This is a genomic window from Nocardia brasiliensis ATCC 700358 (assembly GCF_000250675.2).
Lineage (GTDB): Bacteria > Actinomycetota > Actinomycetes > Mycobacteriales > Mycobacteriaceae > Nocardia > Nocardia brasiliensis_B.
Map to the genome: position 1 here is coordinate 5,209,281 of NC_018681.1, position 19,410 is coordinate 5,228,690.

4 protein-coding genes are annotated in these 19,410 nt (G+C 70.2%); 1 reads left to right on the forward strand and 3 read right to left on the reverse strand.

The window, feature by feature from the left end; all coding sequences use genetic code 11:
- Positions 1 to 112: 112 nt before the first annotated feature.
- Positions 113 to 742: a MerR family transcriptional regulator gene (locus O3I_RS22915; protein WP_237748114.1), complete on the forward strand. Its 630-nt coding sequence runs from the start codon at positions 113 to 115 to the stop codon at positions 740 to 742.
- Here the strand turns inward: O3I_RS22915 and O3I_RS22920 are convergent.
- From O3I_RS22920 to O3I_RS22930, 3 genes are read right to left on the reverse strand one after another with little or no spacing between them, the layout of a single operon-like run.
- On the reverse strand, positions 739 to 8,160 hold the full coding sequence (locus tag O3I_RS22920) for a non-ribosomal peptide synthetase (RefSeq protein WP_014985366.1): 7,422 nt from the start codon (positions 8,158 to 8,160) through the stop codon (positions 739 to 741). The genes O3I_RS22915 and O3I_RS22920 overlap by 4 nt on opposite strands.
- Positions 8,157 to 18,566 (reverse strand): non-ribosomal peptide synthetase, encoded by a 10,410-nt coding sequence (locus O3I_RS22925; protein WP_014985367.1) that lies wholly within the window; start codon positions 18,564 to 18,566, stop codon positions 8,157 to 8,159. Before O3I_RS22925 ends, O3I_RS22920 begins: the two co-directional genes overlap by 4 nt.
- Positions 18,553 to 19,398 carry a 3-hydroxyacyl-CoA dehydrogenase family protein gene (locus O3I_RS22930; RefSeq protein WP_041564193.1) on the reverse strand — a complete coding sequence of 282 codons (846 nt, stop codon included), beginning with the start codon at positions 19,396 to 19,398 and terminating at the stop codon, positions 18,553 to 18,555. The genes O3I_RS22925 and O3I_RS22930 overlap by 14 nt, the downstream gene beginning before the upstream one ends.
- Positions 19,399 to 19,410: the final 12 nt, after the last annotated feature.

Consider the following 19,410-nt stretch of genomic DNA (forward strand, 5'->3'; position numbering starts at 1 on the left):
CCTCCCAGGGTCGTCGGTGGTCGGCCGACTGGCGCAGATCCGCGTGCCAAGGTTTGCCTAACCTGTTCGCCACATGGTGGAACTTGAAGTCGACTTCATGTCAAATGAACAGATGCACACTGCACACGGCGTCTCGATCGGCCAGGCGGCCGCCCTCTACTGCCTCGCGCCCTCGACGCTGCGCTGGTGGGAGCACCAGCAGGTGCTACCCGCGCCGCCGCGGGTCAACGGCCACCGGGTCTACACCGAGACCGAACTCCGGCGGATCGGCCTGGCGTATCTGTGCTGTGTCGTCGGCGCGATGCCGCTCGACCAGGCCGCCGTCGTCACCGGGGGCAGCCGGGATCAGCGCTGGCAGCGCACGGTGCAGCAGCACGCCGGGGTCATCGCACAGAAGATCGAGCAGTTGCGGAGCACGCACGAGTACCTGCTGCATCTGGTCCAATGCCCGGACGACGACATCGTCGGCCAATGCCCGGACCTCGACGACGAATTGATGCGCCACACCCCGCGCGGACGGCTCGCCACTGCGGATTTCATCGCGGCCGCTCAGTCGATCCCCGCGTCCGCGACCCATACGGACTGTGACGAAAGCGGTTTGCCGCGTGACGAAAATATCGAGCGGCCGCACCCGTGTGTCGTCTGCGCGGCCCCGGTGACGCAGGCCGACCGTGGCCGGCGTCGCAAGTATTGCTCGCGTGCCTGCCGGCAGCGGCAGTACCGGCGCAACGCGGAACGCTAGGACGCCGGCTCTGCAGCCGCGCACAACTCTGTCAGCGCGGTGGTCATCGTTGCGACCAGCGATTCGATCGTCGCATGGTCGAACAGCTCTGCGGCGTAGATCATCTCGCCCAGGATGCCCGCGCACTCCCGGTTCGGCCCGTACTCCTCCCGGAGGTTCAGCAGGAGGTCGAAGACCGTGTGCCGCGGTGCGACCGGACGGTGCCGGACCACCAACCCGTCCTGCTCGCCGTCGCTGTCGACGCCGCGCAGATAGGTCACCATCACCTGGAACAGCGGATGGTGGGTGCGCGAGCGCGGTGGATTGAGCAGTTCCACCAGGCGGTCGAAGGGAAACTCTTTGTGCTCGTAGGCGCCGAGCACACGCTCCCGCACCTGCGCGATGAGATCCCGGTGGCCGGGCTCGTCCGACAGGTCCACCCGGACCACGGCCGTGTCGATCACACACCCGACCACGTCCCGCAATTCCTGAGTGTCCCTGCCGCTCAACGCGACTCCGATCGGCAGATCGACGCCTGCGCCGTGCCGGTGCAGCGCGAGGGCCAGTGCCGCGTGCACCAGCATGTAGCAGCTGGCCCCGTGATCCCGGGCGGTGCGGGCCAGCGCACGGTGCGTGTCCGCGTCGAGGACGACCGGTACCGTGCCCGCGATGTTCTCGCGGCGCTCGGCACGCGGACGGTCGGCGGGCAGCACCGGCTGCTCGGGAAGTCCGTCGAGCGCGGCGCGCCAATACCGGGCCTGCCGCTCGAGCACGCGGTCGGGCAACAGCCGCCGCCACACCGCGTAGTCGGCGAACTGCGTTGCCGCGCTGTGCCATCGGGGCTCGAGACCGGCGGTGCGCGCACGGTAGGCCAGCAGCAGATCGTGCTGGAGGATGCCGAGCGATTCGCCGTCTCCGGCGATGTGGTGCAGTACGCCGAGCAGGACGTGCTGCCTCGGGTTCAGCCGATACAGCCGGATCCGCAGCGGTGATCGCACGGTCGGATCGAAACCTGCCGACAGCTCGGAATCCAGTGCCTGTTCGAGGATTTCGCCGTCACCGAGCACGACGAGACGGAAGTCGGGTGGCATCGCCTCGATCGGCAGGATTCGCTGCACCGGGCCGTCCGCCGTGTACGGCAGTACGGTGCGCAGGATTTCGTGCCGCACGACGACATCGGTGACCGCCGCCTCGAGCGCCGCCTCGTCCACCGGCCCGAGCAGTTCGAGGCCGGTGGCGATCAAGTAGTCGGGGCGGTGGCCCGAAAGGTAGTCCACGGTCCACAGGCGTTGCTGTGCGGGCGAGAGCGGGATCGGTTCCGGGCGCGGCACACTCGCGATGGCGGGGCCGAGATCCCCCGGCCCGCGGCTCGCCAGCGCGCGCTCCAGGGCGGCGACCGTGGGCGCCTCGAACAGATCGCGCAGCGACACCGCGACACCCAGCGCGGATCGCAGGACCGCGACCACCCGCAGCGCGGACAGCGAATTCCCGCCTAGTGTGAAGAAGTCGTCGGTGACGCCGACCTCGGCGACGCCGAGCGCCTCCGCGAACGACGCCGCGATGACCTGCTGCCGAGGCGTGGACGCGGGCAGCGGGTCCGCCGCGCGGGGCAGCGGCAGCGCACCGACGTCGATCTTGCCGGTGGGGGTCAACGGCAGGTCGCGCATCGGCACGATCGCCGAAGGGACCAGGTAGGAAGGCAGTGTCGCGCCCAATCGGGTGCGTAGACCGGCGACGTCGACCGCGCCCGGACCGGCGACGTGCGCGATCAACGACTGACCTGATCCGGTCCGCCGCATCGTGACCACCGCCGCGGTGACGCCGGGTTCGCGCCGGAGCGCCGCCTCCACCTCCCCCGGCTCGACGCGAAAGCCGTTGACCTTCACCTGCCGGTCGGCCCGGCCGAGGAAATGCACCAGGCCGTCGGCGTCCCAGCGGCCGAGATCGCCGGTGCGGTACCTGCGCTCGCCGGGCCGGCCGTGCGGATCGGCGACGAACCGGGCCGCGGTCTGGGCAGGTGCCCGGTGGTAGCCGTTGGCGACACCCGCGCCGGACAGGTAGATCTCGCCGATCACACCGGCCGGCACCGGCCGCAAGGCGGAATCGAGCAGCGCCACCCGCGTATTGTCGGCCGGACGACCGATCGGAACCGGCCGCTCGACCGACGCGTCCGCCGCGATCGGGTAGCTCAGCGCGAAACAGGTCGCCTCGACCGGCCCGTACAGGTTCGTCACTACAGGCGGGTCCGCACCACGCCGGACCGCCGCGATGGCCTGCGGGGACAGCACGTCGCCCGCGACCGCGAGCCGCGGCAGCCGGGCCAGTTCCGCCGGAATCCGTTCGGCCAGGAGATGAAACAGCCCGGTGGACAACAGCATCGAAGTGACCCGCCCGGCACGCAGCACCTCGACGTAATCGTGCACATCGAGCACGCCGGGTTTCGCGAGCACCACGGTACGACCGGTCAGCAGCGGCAGCCACAGCTCGTACACCACCATGTCCCAGGTGTAGGGCAGGTGCAGCAGCACACGCGCATGCCCCGTGTCGTCACCGACTCGATCCCGCGCCCGCGTCACGATATTCCGGTGCGTCACTTCCACGCCCTTGGACGCACCGGTGGAGCCGGACGTGAACATGAGCGCGGCGATCGCATCCGGGGCGACAGCGATATCGAGATCGCTGTCGTCGCCGCGGTACTCGTCATCGAGTTCGCGCAGCACCAATTCGGTTCCGGTGAAACGCAACAGCCGCGCCACATGGTCGGGTGGATAGCGCTCGCTGAGCGGTACGCAGACCGCGCCCAGCTTGGCGAGCGCGAGGAAGGCCACCACCAGATCGATCGAGCGCGGCAGCGCGATGCCGACCGGAACGCCGGGTCCGATGCCCCGCTCACGCAGCGATCGCGCGACCTGATTGGCGCGGGCGTTCATCTGGGTGTAGCTGAACTCTTCTGCGTCGCACCAGACCGCGACGGCGTCCGGCCTCGCCCGCACGTGGGACTCGAAACACGCTGCGATACCGGCATCATCGAGCGCGGTCGCGCGCCCCCGCCCGGCGGCGAGCACCTCATCGCGCCGGGCGGGCGAGAGCAATCCGACCCGCCCCCACTGTTGTTGCGGCACGGCCGTCAACGCACGTGCGGCGGCGAGGATCCACGACCACAGCTCGTCGAGATCGGTGAGACCATCGATCCGGTCGAGCTGCGCGGCGATCCGAAAGGTCAGCTGCCCGGCATCGGGGACGACGATCACGGTCAGCGGAAAGTGCGTGCCGCCGAGGACTTCGACGGCCTCGACCGCGAAACCCGCGGCCGGGCGGTCGAACAGGGCGGTGTCGAGGGGAAAGTTCTCGAAGACCAGCGAGGTGTCGAACAGGTCGGTGGCACCGGCCGCCGCGAGCACCTCGGGCAGGCCGAGATGATCGTGCGCCATCAGCGCAACCCGCTCCCGGTGCATCCGCACGGCCAGGTCAAGTACCGTCTCACCGGGTTTCACGCGCGCCCGCAACGGCACGGTATTCATCAGGAGACCGATGGCCTCGCCCAGGTCACCGCCGTCACGGCCGGACACGGTGATGCCGAAGACGATATCGTCGCTGCCGGTGAGTGTGGCCAGCGTCAGCGCCCACAGGGTCTGCGTCAGCGAGTTGAGCGTGAGGCCGTGCTCGGCGGCCCGTTCGCGCAGCGCGGTGACCATGGTGGCGGGCATCTCGAAGCTGCGCTCGACAGGTCGGTGCCAGCGCTCCGGGCCGGGCCGCGCCACCTTGCTCGGTTCCACGCCGTCCAGCGCGACCGCCCAGGCCCGTCGGGCACCGTCCTGATCCTGCGCCGCCGACCAGTCCAGGAAGTGGCGAAAGCTCACGGCGGGCGGCAATTCCACGCCGTCGTAGCCGAGCAACAGCTCGCGCAGCAGCAGTCCCAGCGACCAACCGTCGAGCAGCGCGTGATGGTGGGTCACCAGCAAGGTCGAGCGGCTCGGTGCGGTGCGCACCAGAGTCACCGCGAACAGCGGCGCGGCGAGCGGATCGATGCGGGCGTCCTCGGCCCGGACCGCGGCGATGTCCTGCGCAACGTGCACCGCGTCGCGGAGATCGACCACCCGCCAGCGTGGTTCGAGGTCGTCGCGGATCTCGTACCGCGGCCGCGTGCGCTCGTCGAGCACGAAATGTCCCAGCAGATGCGGATGCCGCACGCACAGTTGCCGCACGGATGCGTGCAGCCGCTCCACGTCGAGGGTGCCGCGCAGGCTCAGCTCCACCTGGACGAGATAGGGGTCGTCGCCGTCACCACCTTCGTACAGGGAGTGGAACAGCATGCCGGACTGCAAGGGCGTCACCGGAAGCCGTCCGCCGACCGCAGGGCTTGTCGTGGCCGGGACGACAGGTCCGTTCGCTTCGACCACCTCGGCCAGCGCACGGATTGTCTGATGCTCGAACACATCTCGTGACGAGACGGACAGGCCCGCGGCCCGCGCCCGGTCCGCCAGGCGGATGGCGAGGATGCTGTCACCGCCGGACGCGAAGAATCCGTCGTCGACGCCGACCCCCTCGTGCCCGAGTACGGCTACGAACAACGCCCGCAGCTGCGCCTCGACGGCGGTGCGCGGCGGCGTACCCGCGCGGCGGCCGCGCGCGGCCAGAGCACGTAGTCTCGGCTCGTCGACCTTGCCGTTCACCGTGGTCGGTATCGCGTCCACGAGGACGATTTCAGAAGGAATCGCATGTGCGGGTAGCTGTTTCGTGATCCCAGCGCGCAGCGCGGCAGCATCGAGGGCCGTACCCGCGACGAAGGCGACGAGCCGCCGGTCCGACATGGCGGGCACCGCCGCGGCACGCACGCCTGGCTGGGCGCACAGGGCGGCCTCGATCTCACCCGGCTCGAGCCGGAACCCGCGAACCTTCAGCTGCCGGTCCACTCGCCCTAGGTAATCCAGCGTCCCCGTGGCATTCCAGCGAACGACGTCGCCGCTGCGATACATCAGCGCGCCGGAATTCCCGAACGGGTCGGCAACGTATCGTGTGGCCGTACGCCCCGGACTGCGCAGGTATCCCGCCGCGACGCCCGCGCCGGCCACATACAGCTCGCCCGGCACGCCCGGCGCACAGGGCCGTAAGGCCGCATCGAGGACGTACGCCGCGGTGCCCGGGATCGGAGTGCCGATGTCGCGAGCGGAGACCGGCTCGGTCAAGGGGGTGCCGGTACTGAAGACCGTCGTTTCGGTGATGCCGTACATGTTGACCAGGCGAGGCGACCGCCGGTCCGACCGCGACCACCAGTCCGTCACTCGCCACGGCTCCACCGGTTCACCACCGAAGATCACGTAGCGCAGCGCCAGCTGCTCGCCGAGCGCGGGACGGGCGGCGGTGGCGTCGACCAGCGTGCCGAACGCGGTCGGCGTCTGGTTCAGCACCGTAACGCGCTGTGCCACCAACAGATCGAGAAACGTGTCCGGGTCACGCGCCACGTCGGCGTCTACGACGACGAGCGTGCCGCCATGACACAGCGCTCCCCACATCTCCCATACCGAGAAGTCGAAAACGGTGGCGTGGAACAGGGTCCAGACATCGTTCGGGGTGAAGTCGAACCAGGACCCGGTCGCCGCGAGCAAGGCGACGACATTCTCGTGCGTCACGGCCACGCCCTTCGGCGGGCCCGTGGTGCCGGAGGTGTAGATGACATAGGCGGGCTGCCGCGCAGTGGGCCGGATCGCGGTCGCGACGGATGCCGCGGCCGCATCGGCCAGTCGCAGCACGGGCACGGTGCGGTTTTCCGGCAGCGCGACACCGTTTCCGATGACAATCACCACGGGGGCCACGTCGTCGACGATCCCCCGCAAACGTTGCTCCGGATAGCCGGGGTCCAGCGGAACGTAGGCCGCACCCGAGTACAGCACCGCAAGCACCGCGACCACCAGATCGACCGAGCGCGGCAGCGCGAGGCCGACGAACTCCCCTGGGCCCGAACCATATCCAGCCAAGACCCGGGCCAGCCGCCGTGCCCGTGCGTCGAGTTCGGCATAGCTGAGCGACTCGTCGCCGTGCACGACAGCGGTCGCGCCGGGATGGGCCGCCACGGCTCGTTCGAACCGGTCGAGCAGCGTCTCGGGCACCGCGGTGGCGATCGTCGCGCCGACGGGGTCCGGCGCGAACCGCAGTCGCCCCAACGGGAGTTCGTCCGGTGCAGTCGCCAGCGCCGCGATCGCCGCGACGAGACGGTGATGGTGGGCCGCGAGATCGGCCTCTGTATAGCGCGACGTGGTCGATTCCAGCGCCAAACTCGGCTCCGGTCCGCCGTCGTCCTGTATTCCGATCACCAGCTCGTCGGAGCCACCGCCCGAGATATGGTGCAGCGTGGCGGTTTCCGCGCCGAACCGGATGTCTTTCTGGAACGGCAGCACGTTGACGGTGGGGCCGAGGACACCGGGATCCGCACCGGCCGCGACGAGGTCGGCACGCATGTCGCCGTACAGCAAATGCTGATGGCGTAGCACTATGAGCATTTCGGCACGCAGTGCACGGATCAGCTCGCCGACGGTCGCCGACGGATCCACCGCGATGCGCAGCGGCAGGAGATTCGAGGTCACGCCGAGCGCGGTACGGGAACGCTTCGCGGGCACGGCGAGGCGAAGGGTGACGGTGCGGACGCCGGAATCGGCGTGCAGCAGTATCGCGATGGCCGCGAGCACCCAGGCGGGCCACGCGGTTCCCGACGCATCGGCGCGCGCCCGCAGCGCCTGCCACGCCGCAGCGCCCAGCACGCCGGACCGCCTGATGTACCGAGCGGACGCGGCGGTCGACGGCGCCCCGGCGAACAGCGGGGCGTCGTCCGGCCCGGCCGCCGCCAGTCGCCGCGCCCAGAACTGCCGGTCCGCGGCGTACCTCGGCGACCCGCGGTACCGTTCGTCCGCGTCGACCAGGTCCGCCACCCGGTCGAAGACGTTTTCCGCCACCGGCTTTCGGTCGATCAGCGCGGTATAGACGGCGGCCACCCGCCGGATCATGGCGACCGAGGCCGCGCCGTCGAGCACCAGGTGATGGCCGCGGAGGAACCAGACGGCGCCTTCGGCGCCGAGATCGATGAGGTGATGTTCGAACAGCGGTGCCCGGGCGAGATCGAAAGGCCGTTCCAGTGCGGCCTCCATGTCTTCGCGCGCCGCGGCGAGCGGATCGGGCACGTCGCGGAAACTGCTGCGGCGCAATGGCCAATCTTCGACCTCTGCGAGCACCTGGGTGACCTCGCCGTCGGCCTGCTCGTCGAAGTACACCCGCGTCGACTCCGCTCCGGCGACCACGATGCGCAGCGCACGCTCGAACAGCGTCTCGTCGAGCCTGCCGCGGATGTGCACATAGCCGCCGACGACAAAACGGAGTCCGGACTCATCGAGTCGCTGTGCGACCCAGACGTGCTGCTGCGCCCGGGTGAGGGGCAGCCGGGCGGTCACCGTAGTTCCTCGGCGAGCACGTGCGGATCCCTGGCGACGGCGGCGAGCAGCCGACGAGTCTGCGCGGCGATCTCGACTACCTGTGCTTCCTCGAAAACCGCTCGCTGGTAACCGAACACGATCGTCAGCTCCGCCTTCGGATCGACCGTGAGCGTCAGGGGGTAGTGCGCGGCGTCGCGGAGTTCGATGTCGGCGTCGAACAGTCCGTCACCCGCGGCCGCGAGCTGATCGGTGTCGATCGGGTAGGACTCATAGGCGAGCACGGTGTCGAACAGGGTGTCCCGCGCACCTGCCGCGGCGTGGATTTCGGCCAGGCCCAGGTGATGGTGCTCGATCAGCGCGGCCTGCCCGGCCTGCACCGCGCGCAACAGCTCCGCGACCGACTGTCCGGCGCCGAGTCGCACCCGTACCGGCACGGTGTTGATGCACAGTCCGACAACGGCTTCGATGCCGGGCAACGCGGCCGGGCGACCCGATACGGTCGCGCCGAACACCACGTCGTCACGACCGAGCCTGCGGCCCAACTGGATTGCCCAGGCCACCTGCAGGACGGTGTTGAGGGTCGTCCCGGCGCTCGCCGCGACGGCGCCGAGTGCCGCTGTCGTGTCCGGATCGATCGTCAACCGGTAAGTGCCCGGCACCACCGCGATCTCGTGGGCGCGCGCCCCGGCCGCTATCAGGGTCGGCGCGCTGATTCCGCCGAGTTCCCGCCGCCACGCTCGCGCGGACGCGGCGGTGTCACGGCCGTGGTGCCAGGCGAGGTAGTCGCGGAAGGACCCGCCGGGTGCGGGCAGCGGCGCACCGGTGGTGTACGCCGCCAACAGATCACGCAGCACCAGCGGCAGTGACCAGCCGTCGAGCAGGATGTGGTGATAGGTCGCGAGCAAGGCGTACCCGGATTGCGCGACCCGCGCCAGCGTGAATCGCAGCAACGGCGGGCGGGCCGGGTCGAAACGCGCCGCGCGGTCCCGATCCGCCAGCTCGTCCAGCTCGTCCTCGGTCGCGAGATCTATTTCGCGCCAAGGCACTTCGACCGCTACCGGAATCACTTGCCGTGCCGCCGCGGTGGTGTCGGTGACGAACGCCGCACGCAGGTTCGGATAGCGCCGCACGAGGTGAGCGACCGCGTCACGAAGCCGCGTGCGATCGACCGGCCCGCGCAACCGCAGCACCGCTTGCACGTTGTAGACGTCGACGGCGGCCCCATCGCCACGTCCGGCGAGCAACGCGTGGAAATACAGGCCCGGCTGTAGCGGTGCGAGTGGCCAGACGTCGGTGAGCTGCCCATAATCGCGCTCCCACCGTGCGATGTCCGCGCCGCTGACCCGGACGAGCGGGAAGTCCGAGGGAGTGTGCCCGCCCGCGGGGCCGGTACGCGCGTATCCGGCGATCGCCCCGAGCGCTGCCACCCACAGCTCGGCCAGTTCCCTTACCGCGCCCGTGTCGAGAAGGGTGTTGGGATAGGCGAATCCGGCATGTAGCCGCGCTCCGGCGACGATCGCGTTCACCTCGATCGCGGCCGCCGCGGCCAAGTCGGGATCGGGGACGGCGGCCGGTGCCGTGAACAGATCTGCGTTCCGGTCGTCCACGCGACCCAGGTAGTTGAAGGCGATCTGCCCCGGCATCGATTCCGGTAGCAGCTGTGCGGTATCGGGATTCAGGTAGCGCAGCAGCCCGTAGCCGATTCCGTGGTCGGGCACGGCGCGCAGTTGCTCCTTGACCGACTTGATCATCGCGCCGGTCTCGTCCGTACCCGCCAGCGCCGCCTCGATATCGAGGTCGCCGAGGTCGAGCCGCACCGGGTAGAGGGAGGTGAACCACCCGACCGTGCGGGACAGATCCGCACCCGCGGCAAGTTGTTCTTCACGGCCGTGACCCTCGAGGCGCAGCAACGAAACCGGTGCGTCCTGGCCGCGACGAAGCCGCCACCGCGCCAGCGCCGCGGCGAACGCGGCGACCAAGATTTCGTCCACGCCCGCGTGGAACAGGCCGGGAATAATGCGCACCAGCGCCTCGGTAACCGTTTCGTCCACCGTGACCGCCACCGTCTCGACCCGGGTGGCCAGATCAATGGCGGGATCGAGCGACCGGGCACCGAGCAACGGATCCGGCGTGGCGCAGATGCGCTGCCACAGGCCGACTTCGGCGACCCGGTCGGGTGCGTAGGCGGCGTCGACCAGCGCGTGCGCCCACCTGCGCATCGAGGTACCCGGCGGATCCAGTTGCGGCGCTTGCCCGTTGGCGACTGCGGTGAGAGCGGCGAGCAGATCCGGCAGCAGGATGCGCCAAGACACACCGTCGACAACGAGGTGGTGTGCGCAGATCAGCAACCGGCCGGGGAGATCCGGATCGGTGCGGTCCAGCCAGACGAACTGGACCATGACCCCGGCGGCCGGATCGAGTCGGCCCAGGGCGGCATCGAGCTGCGCCGACACCGCGTCGTCGTCGGGCTCTTCGTCGACAAGGCTGCGGCGCAGAACTTTCGCGGCCTCGACGGTTCCCGGTGCCGTGGTGGCGAACCGCCACTCCCCTGTGTCGTCGCGGAACAGGCGGCTGCGCAGCATGTCGTGCCGATCGAGCACGGCCGCGACCGCGCCGGCCAGCGCTTCGAGTGTGGTGTTCGCGGGCAGGTCGACCGTGAGGGTCTGATGCACTCGACGGAAACCGCCGCGTTCGGTCAGCCAGCGCGCGACCGGAGGGAGCGGCAATTCGCCGACGCCGCCGCCGGGTAGTTCGGACAGCCGCGGCACGACGGTGTCCGAGCCGATCGACGTTGCCGCCGAGGCGATTCCGGCCACCGTGCGCTGGTCGAAGACGTTGCGCGGCGTGAAATGCCAGCCCTTGGCCCTGGCTCGCGACGCGAGCTGGATCGAGATGATGCTGTCCCCGCCGAGGGCGAAGAAGGAGTCGTCGACGCCCGGCCGGTCGACGCCGAGTACCTCGGTAAAGATCTCGGCCACGACTCGTTCTGCTTCGGTACGTGGCGCCTGAGCCGACCGGGGCACGACGACGGGGTCCGGCAGTGCGGCGCGGTCCAGCTTGCCGTGCGCGGTCAGCGGAAGTGTCGCCATCCGCACGATGGCGCCGGGTCGCATATAGAACGGAACACGCTCAGCGACATGCTGTTCCAGCGATTCGATATCCGGCTCCGCGCCGGGTACGGGCACGACGTAGGCGACCAGCCGCGGCGTGCCGACGGCTCCTGTCCGGACCACGACGGCGGCCCGCGCCACCGCCGGATGTTCGAGCAGTGCGGCCTCGAGTTCGGCGGGTTCGATGCGGTAGCCGCGAATCTTCACCTGATCGTCGGCGCGGCCCAGGTATTCGAGTTGGCCGCCGGAATTCCAGCGGGCGCGGTCACCGGTGCGGTACATGCGTGTACCGGGCGCGCCGAACGGGTCCGCCACATAGCGGGCTGCGGTCGCCGCGGGACGGGCATGATAGCCGCGAGCCAGCTGAGGTCCGGCGAGGTAGATCTCCCCCGCCGCGCCGACCGGCGCCGGCCGCAGACGCGAATCCAGCACGCGCACCGCCATTCCCGCCAGGCCCCGGCCGATTCCGCTCACCCGGTTCGCACCGGCGTGAGTCAGCGTCAGCTGGGTGGCGTGCACCGTCGCCTCGGTGATGCCGTATAGATTCGAGACACGGGTCCGGGCCGCTGGATCGGCGTCGAACCACGGACGCAACCGGCGCGGGTCCAGCGCCTCACCGCCGAGCACGAGGTGCCGCAGCGCGGGCAAGGTGATCGGGCCGGAGTCGAGCAGCGAGTACAACGCCGACGGTGTCTGGCTCAGCACCGTAATACGTTCCCGCGCCAGCAGTTCGGCGAACTCGCGCGGCGATCGCGTCGCCTCGGCGGCCACCACGACCAGGGTGCCACCGCTCGCCAGTGCGCCCCACATCTCCCAGACCGAGAAGTCGAAGGCGGGCGAGTGGAACATGGTCCACACATCGGTGTGGCCGGTATCGATCACCGCCGCGGTGGCGCTCAGCATCGCGACGACATTGCGATGCGTCACACAGACGCCCTTCGGCTGCCCGGTGGAACCGGAGGTGTACAGCACGTAGGCGAGATCGTCCGGACGCGGGGACCGGTTCCGCGCGCCCGCCTCGGCCGTATCCGTCTCGCCGAGCAGCAGATACGGGATATCGGTCGCGGGCAGCTCGGCTCGGTCGGCGTCCGTGGTGATCACGCAGGCCGGATTCGTCTCGGCGAGCACGAAAGCGAGCCGGCGCGCCGGGTTGCCGAGATCCAGTGGGACATACCCCGCTCCCGACTTCAACACGCCGAGCAGTGCGACGATCAGCTCGACGGAGCGCGAAACACCCACGGCCACCAGCGATCCGGCACCGACGCCGCGGGTCGACAAACCCCGCGCGAGCGCATCGGCGGCATGATCCAACTCGCGATAGGTCAGTGCCCGGGAGCTGTCGCGGACTGCGACGGCATCAGGACGCGCGGTCACCTGCGTCCGGAACAGATCCACCAAGGTGGCCTCCGGTAGCGGCTCGGCCGGTCGCTGCCACTGCGCGAGCACCTGCCCGCGTTCCGCGGCACCGACCGGATCGATATCCGCAACCACGACAGCGGGATCGGCCGCGAGCGCACTCAGCACCCGCACCAGCCGATCGCCCAGCCACGCGACGCTCGCCTGGTCGAGCAGGTCGGGCCGCCATCCGGCGGTCAGATGCAGCCGGTCGGTCTGCCGGACCGTGAGGGTCAACGGGTAATGCGTCGCCTCCCGCGAGCGCAGGCCGGTGATCGTGAGTCCCGCGTGGGTGGCGGTCTGCGCGCGCAGTGCCGCTTCGTCGACGGGATAGGTCTCGACAACCAGGAGGGTGTCGAACAAGCCACGCTCACCGACGTCGGCCTGGGCGATGATATCCGGCAGGCCGAGGTGATGGTGGGCACTCAGCGCGAACTGCTCCTGCTGCACGCGGCGCAGCAGCCCCGCCGCGGTCTCCTCCGGCAGCAACTGGATTCGGACCGGAACGGTATTGATGAACAGACCGACCATCGATTCCACGCCCACCAGATCGGCGGGCCGACCCGATACCGTGGTGCCGAAGACGATATCGGCGCGGTCGGTCATCCGGGCCAGCAGTATCGCCCACGCGGCTTGCAGCACCGTGTTGACCGTCACCTCCAGCTCGGTCGCCAACCGGACGAGTGCTCGGGACTGCGTCTCGTCCAGCGTGAACTCGTGCTCCAGCGGTAGCACCGAGGGCGCGGACAAGTCGGCGTCACCGGCCAGTAGCGTCGGCTCGGTCACCCCGGCGAGTGCATGTGCCCAGGCTTGCGTCGACGCCGAAGCGTCGTGCCCGGCAAGCCATTCCACGTAGTTGCGGTAGGCCCGCGGTGGTTCGAGCGCGAATCCGGCGTACTCGGCGACGATCTCGCGGACCAGCAGCGGAATGGACCAGCCGTCGAGCAGCAGATGATGGTAGGTGACAACCCACTGCGTCCGGTCGGCGCCGCGACGCAGCAGCAGCGAACGCAACAGCGGCGGTCGCGCCGGATCGAACGGTGTCGCGCGTTCGGCGTCGAGCACCCGCTCGGCCTCGTCGTCGGGCGCGTCGGCCAGCTGCACCTCCCGCCACGGCAACGCCACCTCCGCGACGACGAGTTGCACCGGCGAACCCGCCGCGTCGAACCCGAAGGCGGTGCGCAGGTTCGCATGTCGCGCGAGTACGGCCGCGGCGGCCGCACGCAGCCGCGGCCCGTCGACCGTCCCGCGCACGCTGAGCACCAACTGCACCGTGTACACGTCGACCGCGCCGGGATCGAACACGGCGTGGAAGAGCATGCCGGCCTGTAGTGGCGAGACCGGCCACACGTCGGTCAGCGCGGGATACTGCCGCTCCCATCCTTCGATATCGCTTTGCGCGGGCCGCACCAGTGGGAAATCGGACGGCGTGTGCCCGCCCTGCGTGCGCACGTCGCGCGCGTGCCGGGCGAGGGCGGCGAGCGCCGCGCGCCACAGCGCGACCAGTTCTTCGCCCGCGTCCTCGGCGAACACCGGGCGCGCGTAACCGAAGCTGGTCACCAGACGCTCACCGAAGACGATGGAATCCACTTCGACGGCGCCCAGCGCGCCCCGGCGCGCATCGGGCCGGATCACCAACCGGCCGTACTCGGGCGCGGGCAGCCAGCCGATGCCTGCCAGCTCCGCCGGTATGTCCACGCCGGTGATGTGGCCGAAGTAGTTGAACGAGATCTCGCCCGGCTCCCGGTGCGGCAGGTGAGCGGCGGTGTCCGCGTTGAGGAATCGGAGCAGGCCGTAGCCGAAGCCGTTGTGCGGGGTCGCCCGCAGCTGTTCCTTCACCGCTTTCAGCGCGACGCCGAGGGCCGGACCGCCTGCGAACGCGTCATCGAGGTCTACTCCGGACAGGTCCAGCCGGGCCGGCACGATCGAGGTGAACCAGCCCACGGTGCGGGACAATTCGGCGCCGGGCACCGCGTCCTGTTCGCGGCCGTGACCTTCCAGCCGCAGCAGCACCGAGCGTTCGGGTTCCCCGCGCCGGGACCGCCAACGGGTCACCGCGAGCGCGAGCGCGGTCAGCAGCGCGTCCGCCACCCGGGCGCGGTACCGGCCGGGGAGGACGGTGACGAGCGCCGCGGTGTCCCGCTCATCGAGTTCGACGGTGGTGTGCGCCACCTGATTTGCGAAATCGCGGTGCGGGTCGAACGGGCGGTCGCCGAACGCGGGATCGGGGCCCTCGACGATATCGCGCCAGATCGGCAGCTCGTCGACCGTCGCGGCGGCGTGCGCGGTCTCGACGAGGGCGTGCGACCATGCCCGCATCGACGTGCCGACATCGGGCAGTCGCGGCGTACCACCCGCCGCGACCGCGGCCCACGCGGCGACGAAATCGGGCAGCAGCACGCGCCAGGACACGCCGTCGACCGCAATGTGGTGCGCGGCCACGACGAGCAGGCCCGGCGTGGCCGGGGACCGCGGGCTGAGCCAGACGAACCGCACCACGTCGCCGCCGGCCGGGTCGATCCGATCGACGGCGGCGTTCAGCTCGGCGGTCGCCAGCGCCAGCAGGTCCGCATGCGCCAGATCTTCGTGCACGACCTGGTGCACCAGCGACTCGACATCCACGCTGCCGGGCGGCGCGACCGTCAGCTGCCATTCGCCCGCATCGTCTTGATACAGCCGCGATCGCAGCATGTCGTGGTGGTCGACCACCGCGGTCACGGTGGAAACCATTGCGGCCCTGTCGATTCCGACGGGCAGCTCCAGCGTCATCGCCTGGCAGAAGCGGTCGAAGTTGCCGCCGCGTTCGATCAGGAACCGGATCACCGGCGTGAGCGGCAACGTCCCGACACCGCCGCCGGACAGCTCCGGAAGCGGCCGCATGTCCACGCCGGCTGCGGTCTCGGCGACGGCGGCGAGGCCGGCCACCGTGCGGTGTTCGTACACCTGCTGCGCGGTCACCGCGATACCGCGTGCCCGTGCCCTGGAGACGAGCAGGATCGACATGATGCTGTCGCCGCCGAGCGCGAAGAAGGATTCGTCCACACCGATGCCGTCGCGGCCGAGCACCTCGGCGAAGACAGCCGCGAGAGCGTGTTCGGTGTCCGTGCCCGGAGCACGGAAAGCGACCGGCTCGAAGGCCGGAGCGGGCAGGGCCTTTCGGTCCAGCTTGCCGGATCGGTTCCGCGGCAACTCGGTGAGCGCCACGATCGCGGCGGGCACCAGGTACTGCGGCAAGGTCTCGCGTAGACGTCGGTCCAAGGCGTCGCGATCGATCTGATGTCCATCGACCGGGGTCACGTAGGCGACCAATCGCCCACTGCCCGAAGCCGTCTCGTCGTGGACCACAGCCACGGCCTGCGCCACCGAATCCTGCGCGGCGAGCGTCGCCTCCACTTCGCCGAGCTCGATTCGGATGCCGCGCACCTTTACCTGGAAGTCGCTGCGGCCGAGGAACTCCAGCTCGCCTTCCTCGGTCGAGCGCACGATATCGCCGGTGCGATAGAGCCGCTGCCCGGCGTTCCCGAACGGGTCCGCGATGAATCGCGCCGCGGTCTGGCCCGGCCGGCGCACGTAGCCGCGGGCCAGCGCCGCGCCGCCGAGATACAGCTCGCCGGGTATGCCCGGCGGCACCGGCTGCAAACAGGTATCCAGTACGTAGGCAAGGGAATCCCACGAGGGCGTGCCGATGGGGATCGGGCCGACCGGGTTCGCGCCGATCGCGTGCCGGGTGACCGCGACGGTCGCCTCGGTCGGACCGTAGAGGTTGTCGTAGCGCGCGCCCGGCGCGACAGCGGGCAGCTGGGCCGCCAGCGTGTGCGTCAGCGCCTCACCGGCGAGCAGGACCCGGCGCACGCTCGAGCCGAACGGCGCGCCCACCGCAAGTCGATGAGCGGCGAGGGTGGCGGGGGTGAATTGGACGGTGGTGACGGCGTTCTCGGCGATCGCGTGTGCCAGCGCGCTCGGCTCGCCCTGTGCCGCCGCCGCATCGAGTACCAGCCGAGCGCCGACGGTGAAGGGCCACAGCACCTCCCACGCCGAGACATCGAACGACAGGGCGGTCTTGCGCAGTACGGCGTCGGTGCTGTCCAGCCCGTGCAGGTGCTGCATCCAGGCCAGGTGCGTACACACGGCGGCGTTGGTGACGCCGACGCCTTTCGGCTCTCCGGTGGAGCCCGAGGTGAACAGCACGTACGCCAGGTTCTCCGGACGCAGCGGGGCGATTCGCTCGGCGTCGGTCAACGGGGAGGGCGACTCTTCGGCGAGGTCGATCTCATCGAGATAGAGCACCGGAATACTCGGCGGCGCAACGAATCCGGCACGTCGGGTGGTAAGCACACAGACCGGCTGTGCGAGGTCGAGCAGGTGGGCGTGCCGCTCGTGCGGATGGCCGGGGTCCAGTGGCAGGTATGCGCCGCCAGTCGCCGCCACGGCATGCAGCGCGACGATCTGTTCCACCGCGGGCTCCAGCGCGAGCGCCACCAAATGCTCTGGACCGAAGCCCGATCCAATAAGCTTGCGGGCCAACCGGTTCGATGCAGCGTGCAGGTCTGCGTAGGAAAGGGTGCGCTCCGGGCCGGTGAGCGCGATCGCCTCCGGTGCGCGGGCGGCCTGCGCGGCGAACAACGCGGCCAGCGTGGTGGACGGCGCGGCAGCGGTATCCGGGCGCTGCCCCACGAGCGGACCGGCCTCGTTCGGAGCGGCCAGACCGACGAGGCCCACCGGTGTGTTCGGTGTGCGGGCGAGGACCTCGAGCAGCCGGATGATCCGGTCCCGATGCGTTCGGTGGGCTCCCGGCAGTGCGAGCCGCCAGCCACCGGCGGCTTGATCGTCGAGGCACAGACTGAGAACCGCCCCCTCCCCTCTCACCGTGGTGACGGTCGCTGTGCCGAGACGATCGAAGGCCGCGCCCGGCAGCATCCGCACTTCGAGCGGCCACTGTCCGAACAGTGGCGCCTCGGCCCACGGATCATCGATATCGGGGATGTAGCGGTGGCGGCGCGCTTTACGCAGTTCGCGCCCGACCTGTTTGGCGAGCGCACCGAAACTGTCCTGCGGTGCCACCGTGATCCGCAGCGGCACAACGGTTTCCCCGGCCGCCAGCGCGATCACGAATTCGCGCGTCATGGCCAGCCGGGTGCTGTACACCGCCAGCGCGGCAAGCAACACGGCGGGCGCGCCGCCGCCGGACAGCCGGGCGATCCTGGTGGCCTCCGCCGACGCTGCCACCTCGGCCCACAATGTGTCCTTCGTCTGCTCGCGCGAATCCAGCAGCGCCGGAAGGGGTTCCGGCCGGATCGCGTCGGCGAGGCGATTCGTCCAGTATTCGCGGTCGGCGGCCCACGCGCCCGCTTCGCGGTAGCGGCGTTCGTGCTCCAGACGTTCTTCGACGGACCCGAACGGTGCGCCGGAATCATCGAACGAGCCGGTACCGCCGAGCAGGTCGCGCACCCTGGCCGCCAGTGCGAGCAAGCCCGGCTCGTCGACGACCAGCCGGTGACCGCGCTGATACCAGCCGACCCGGCCCGCACCGAGCGGGAAGATCACCTGCCGGTACCACCGGTCGCCGGTGACATCCATTGCGCGCGAGCGCTCTTCGCTGATCCATTCGGCGACGAACTGCGCGGCGTCCACTCCGTCGCACGTCTGCACGAGGGCCGGGACGGGCGAGGCCTGGAACACCTGGACTGTTCCCGTGGCATCCCGGAATACGCTGTGCAGCACCGGGCAGGCCGCCGCTGCGGTGTCGACCGCCCAGCACAGCGCTGCCGCGGTCACCGACCCGCTCAGTTCGAGATACAGGTCTACGCAGTCTGTTTCGGAACTGTTGCGGTGTGCTCGCGCCGCGAAGGCAGCACGCTGCGCGTCACTCGGCGCCCGCGGTCCGGTCGTCTCGGCGCGGGGCTGCTCAGCGATAGTCATGGAATCCCTGCCCGGTCTTGCGACCGAAATGTCCGGCGGCGACCAGCGCCGCAAGGGCGGGCGGCACCCGATAGTGTGCTGCGCCGGTCTCTTGCCGCAGTACGGCGATGGTGTCGGCCACGTTGTCCAGGCCGATCAGGTCGGCGGTGCGCAGCGGACCCATCCGATGTCCGAGGCACTGCTCGAAGAGCGCGTCCACCGTCTGCGCGTCGGTACCGGTGCCGAGTGTGTCGGCGGCCTCGGCGATGCTCAGCATGAGCAAACGGTTCAGCACGAAGCCGGCCCGGTCGCCGACCACGATGGCGGTCTTGCCGAGTTCGGCGAGCAGACTTCGTGCCCGGTCCAGCGTCGAGGCCGACGTCTGCGCGCCGCGCACGACCTCCACCGCCTCGGTCAGCGGCGCGGGGTTCATGAAGTGCAGGCCGAGCACCCGGTCCGGGCGGGCGGTGGCGGCGGCCAGCCGTGCGATCGGGATCGCGGAGGTACAGGAGGCGAGAACGGCGTCCGCGGGGCAACAGCGATCGAGTTCGCCGAACAGCCGCTCCTTGAGTTCGATCCGCTCGGTGACGCATTCGATGACGAACTCCACCTCGCCCAACTCCTCGATGCGCGCGACCCACCGCACCCGGCGGGCGGCGTCGCGCGCGACGCCGCGGTCACCGTGCCCGAGCAGCAGCGCCAACCGCACCGATGCGCCGAGTCCGCGCCGCGCGCGCTCGACGGCGGCCGGATCGGGCTCGACCACCACGACGTCGCGGCCCACTTGGGCCAGACACTGCGCGATACCGGCCCCCATGGTGCCCGCGCCGATCACCGCGACCACTCCGCTCATGGCTGCGCCGGC

What these genes read in the sequence shown, in the direction of transcription:
- O3I_RS22930 (WP_041564193.1), bottom strand. Translation starts at nt 19,398, where the DNA reads ATGAGCGGAGTGGTCGCGGTGATCGGCGCGGGCACCATGGGGGCCGGT.
- O3I_RS22925 (WP_014985367.1), bottom strand. Translation starts at nt 18,566, where the DNA reads ATGACTATCGCTGAGCAGCCCCGCGCCGAGACGACCGGACCGCGGGCG.
- O3I_RS22915 (WP_237748114.1), top strand. Translation starts at nt 113, where the DNA reads ATGCACACTGCACACGGCGTCTCGATCGGCCAGGCGGCCGCCCTCTAC.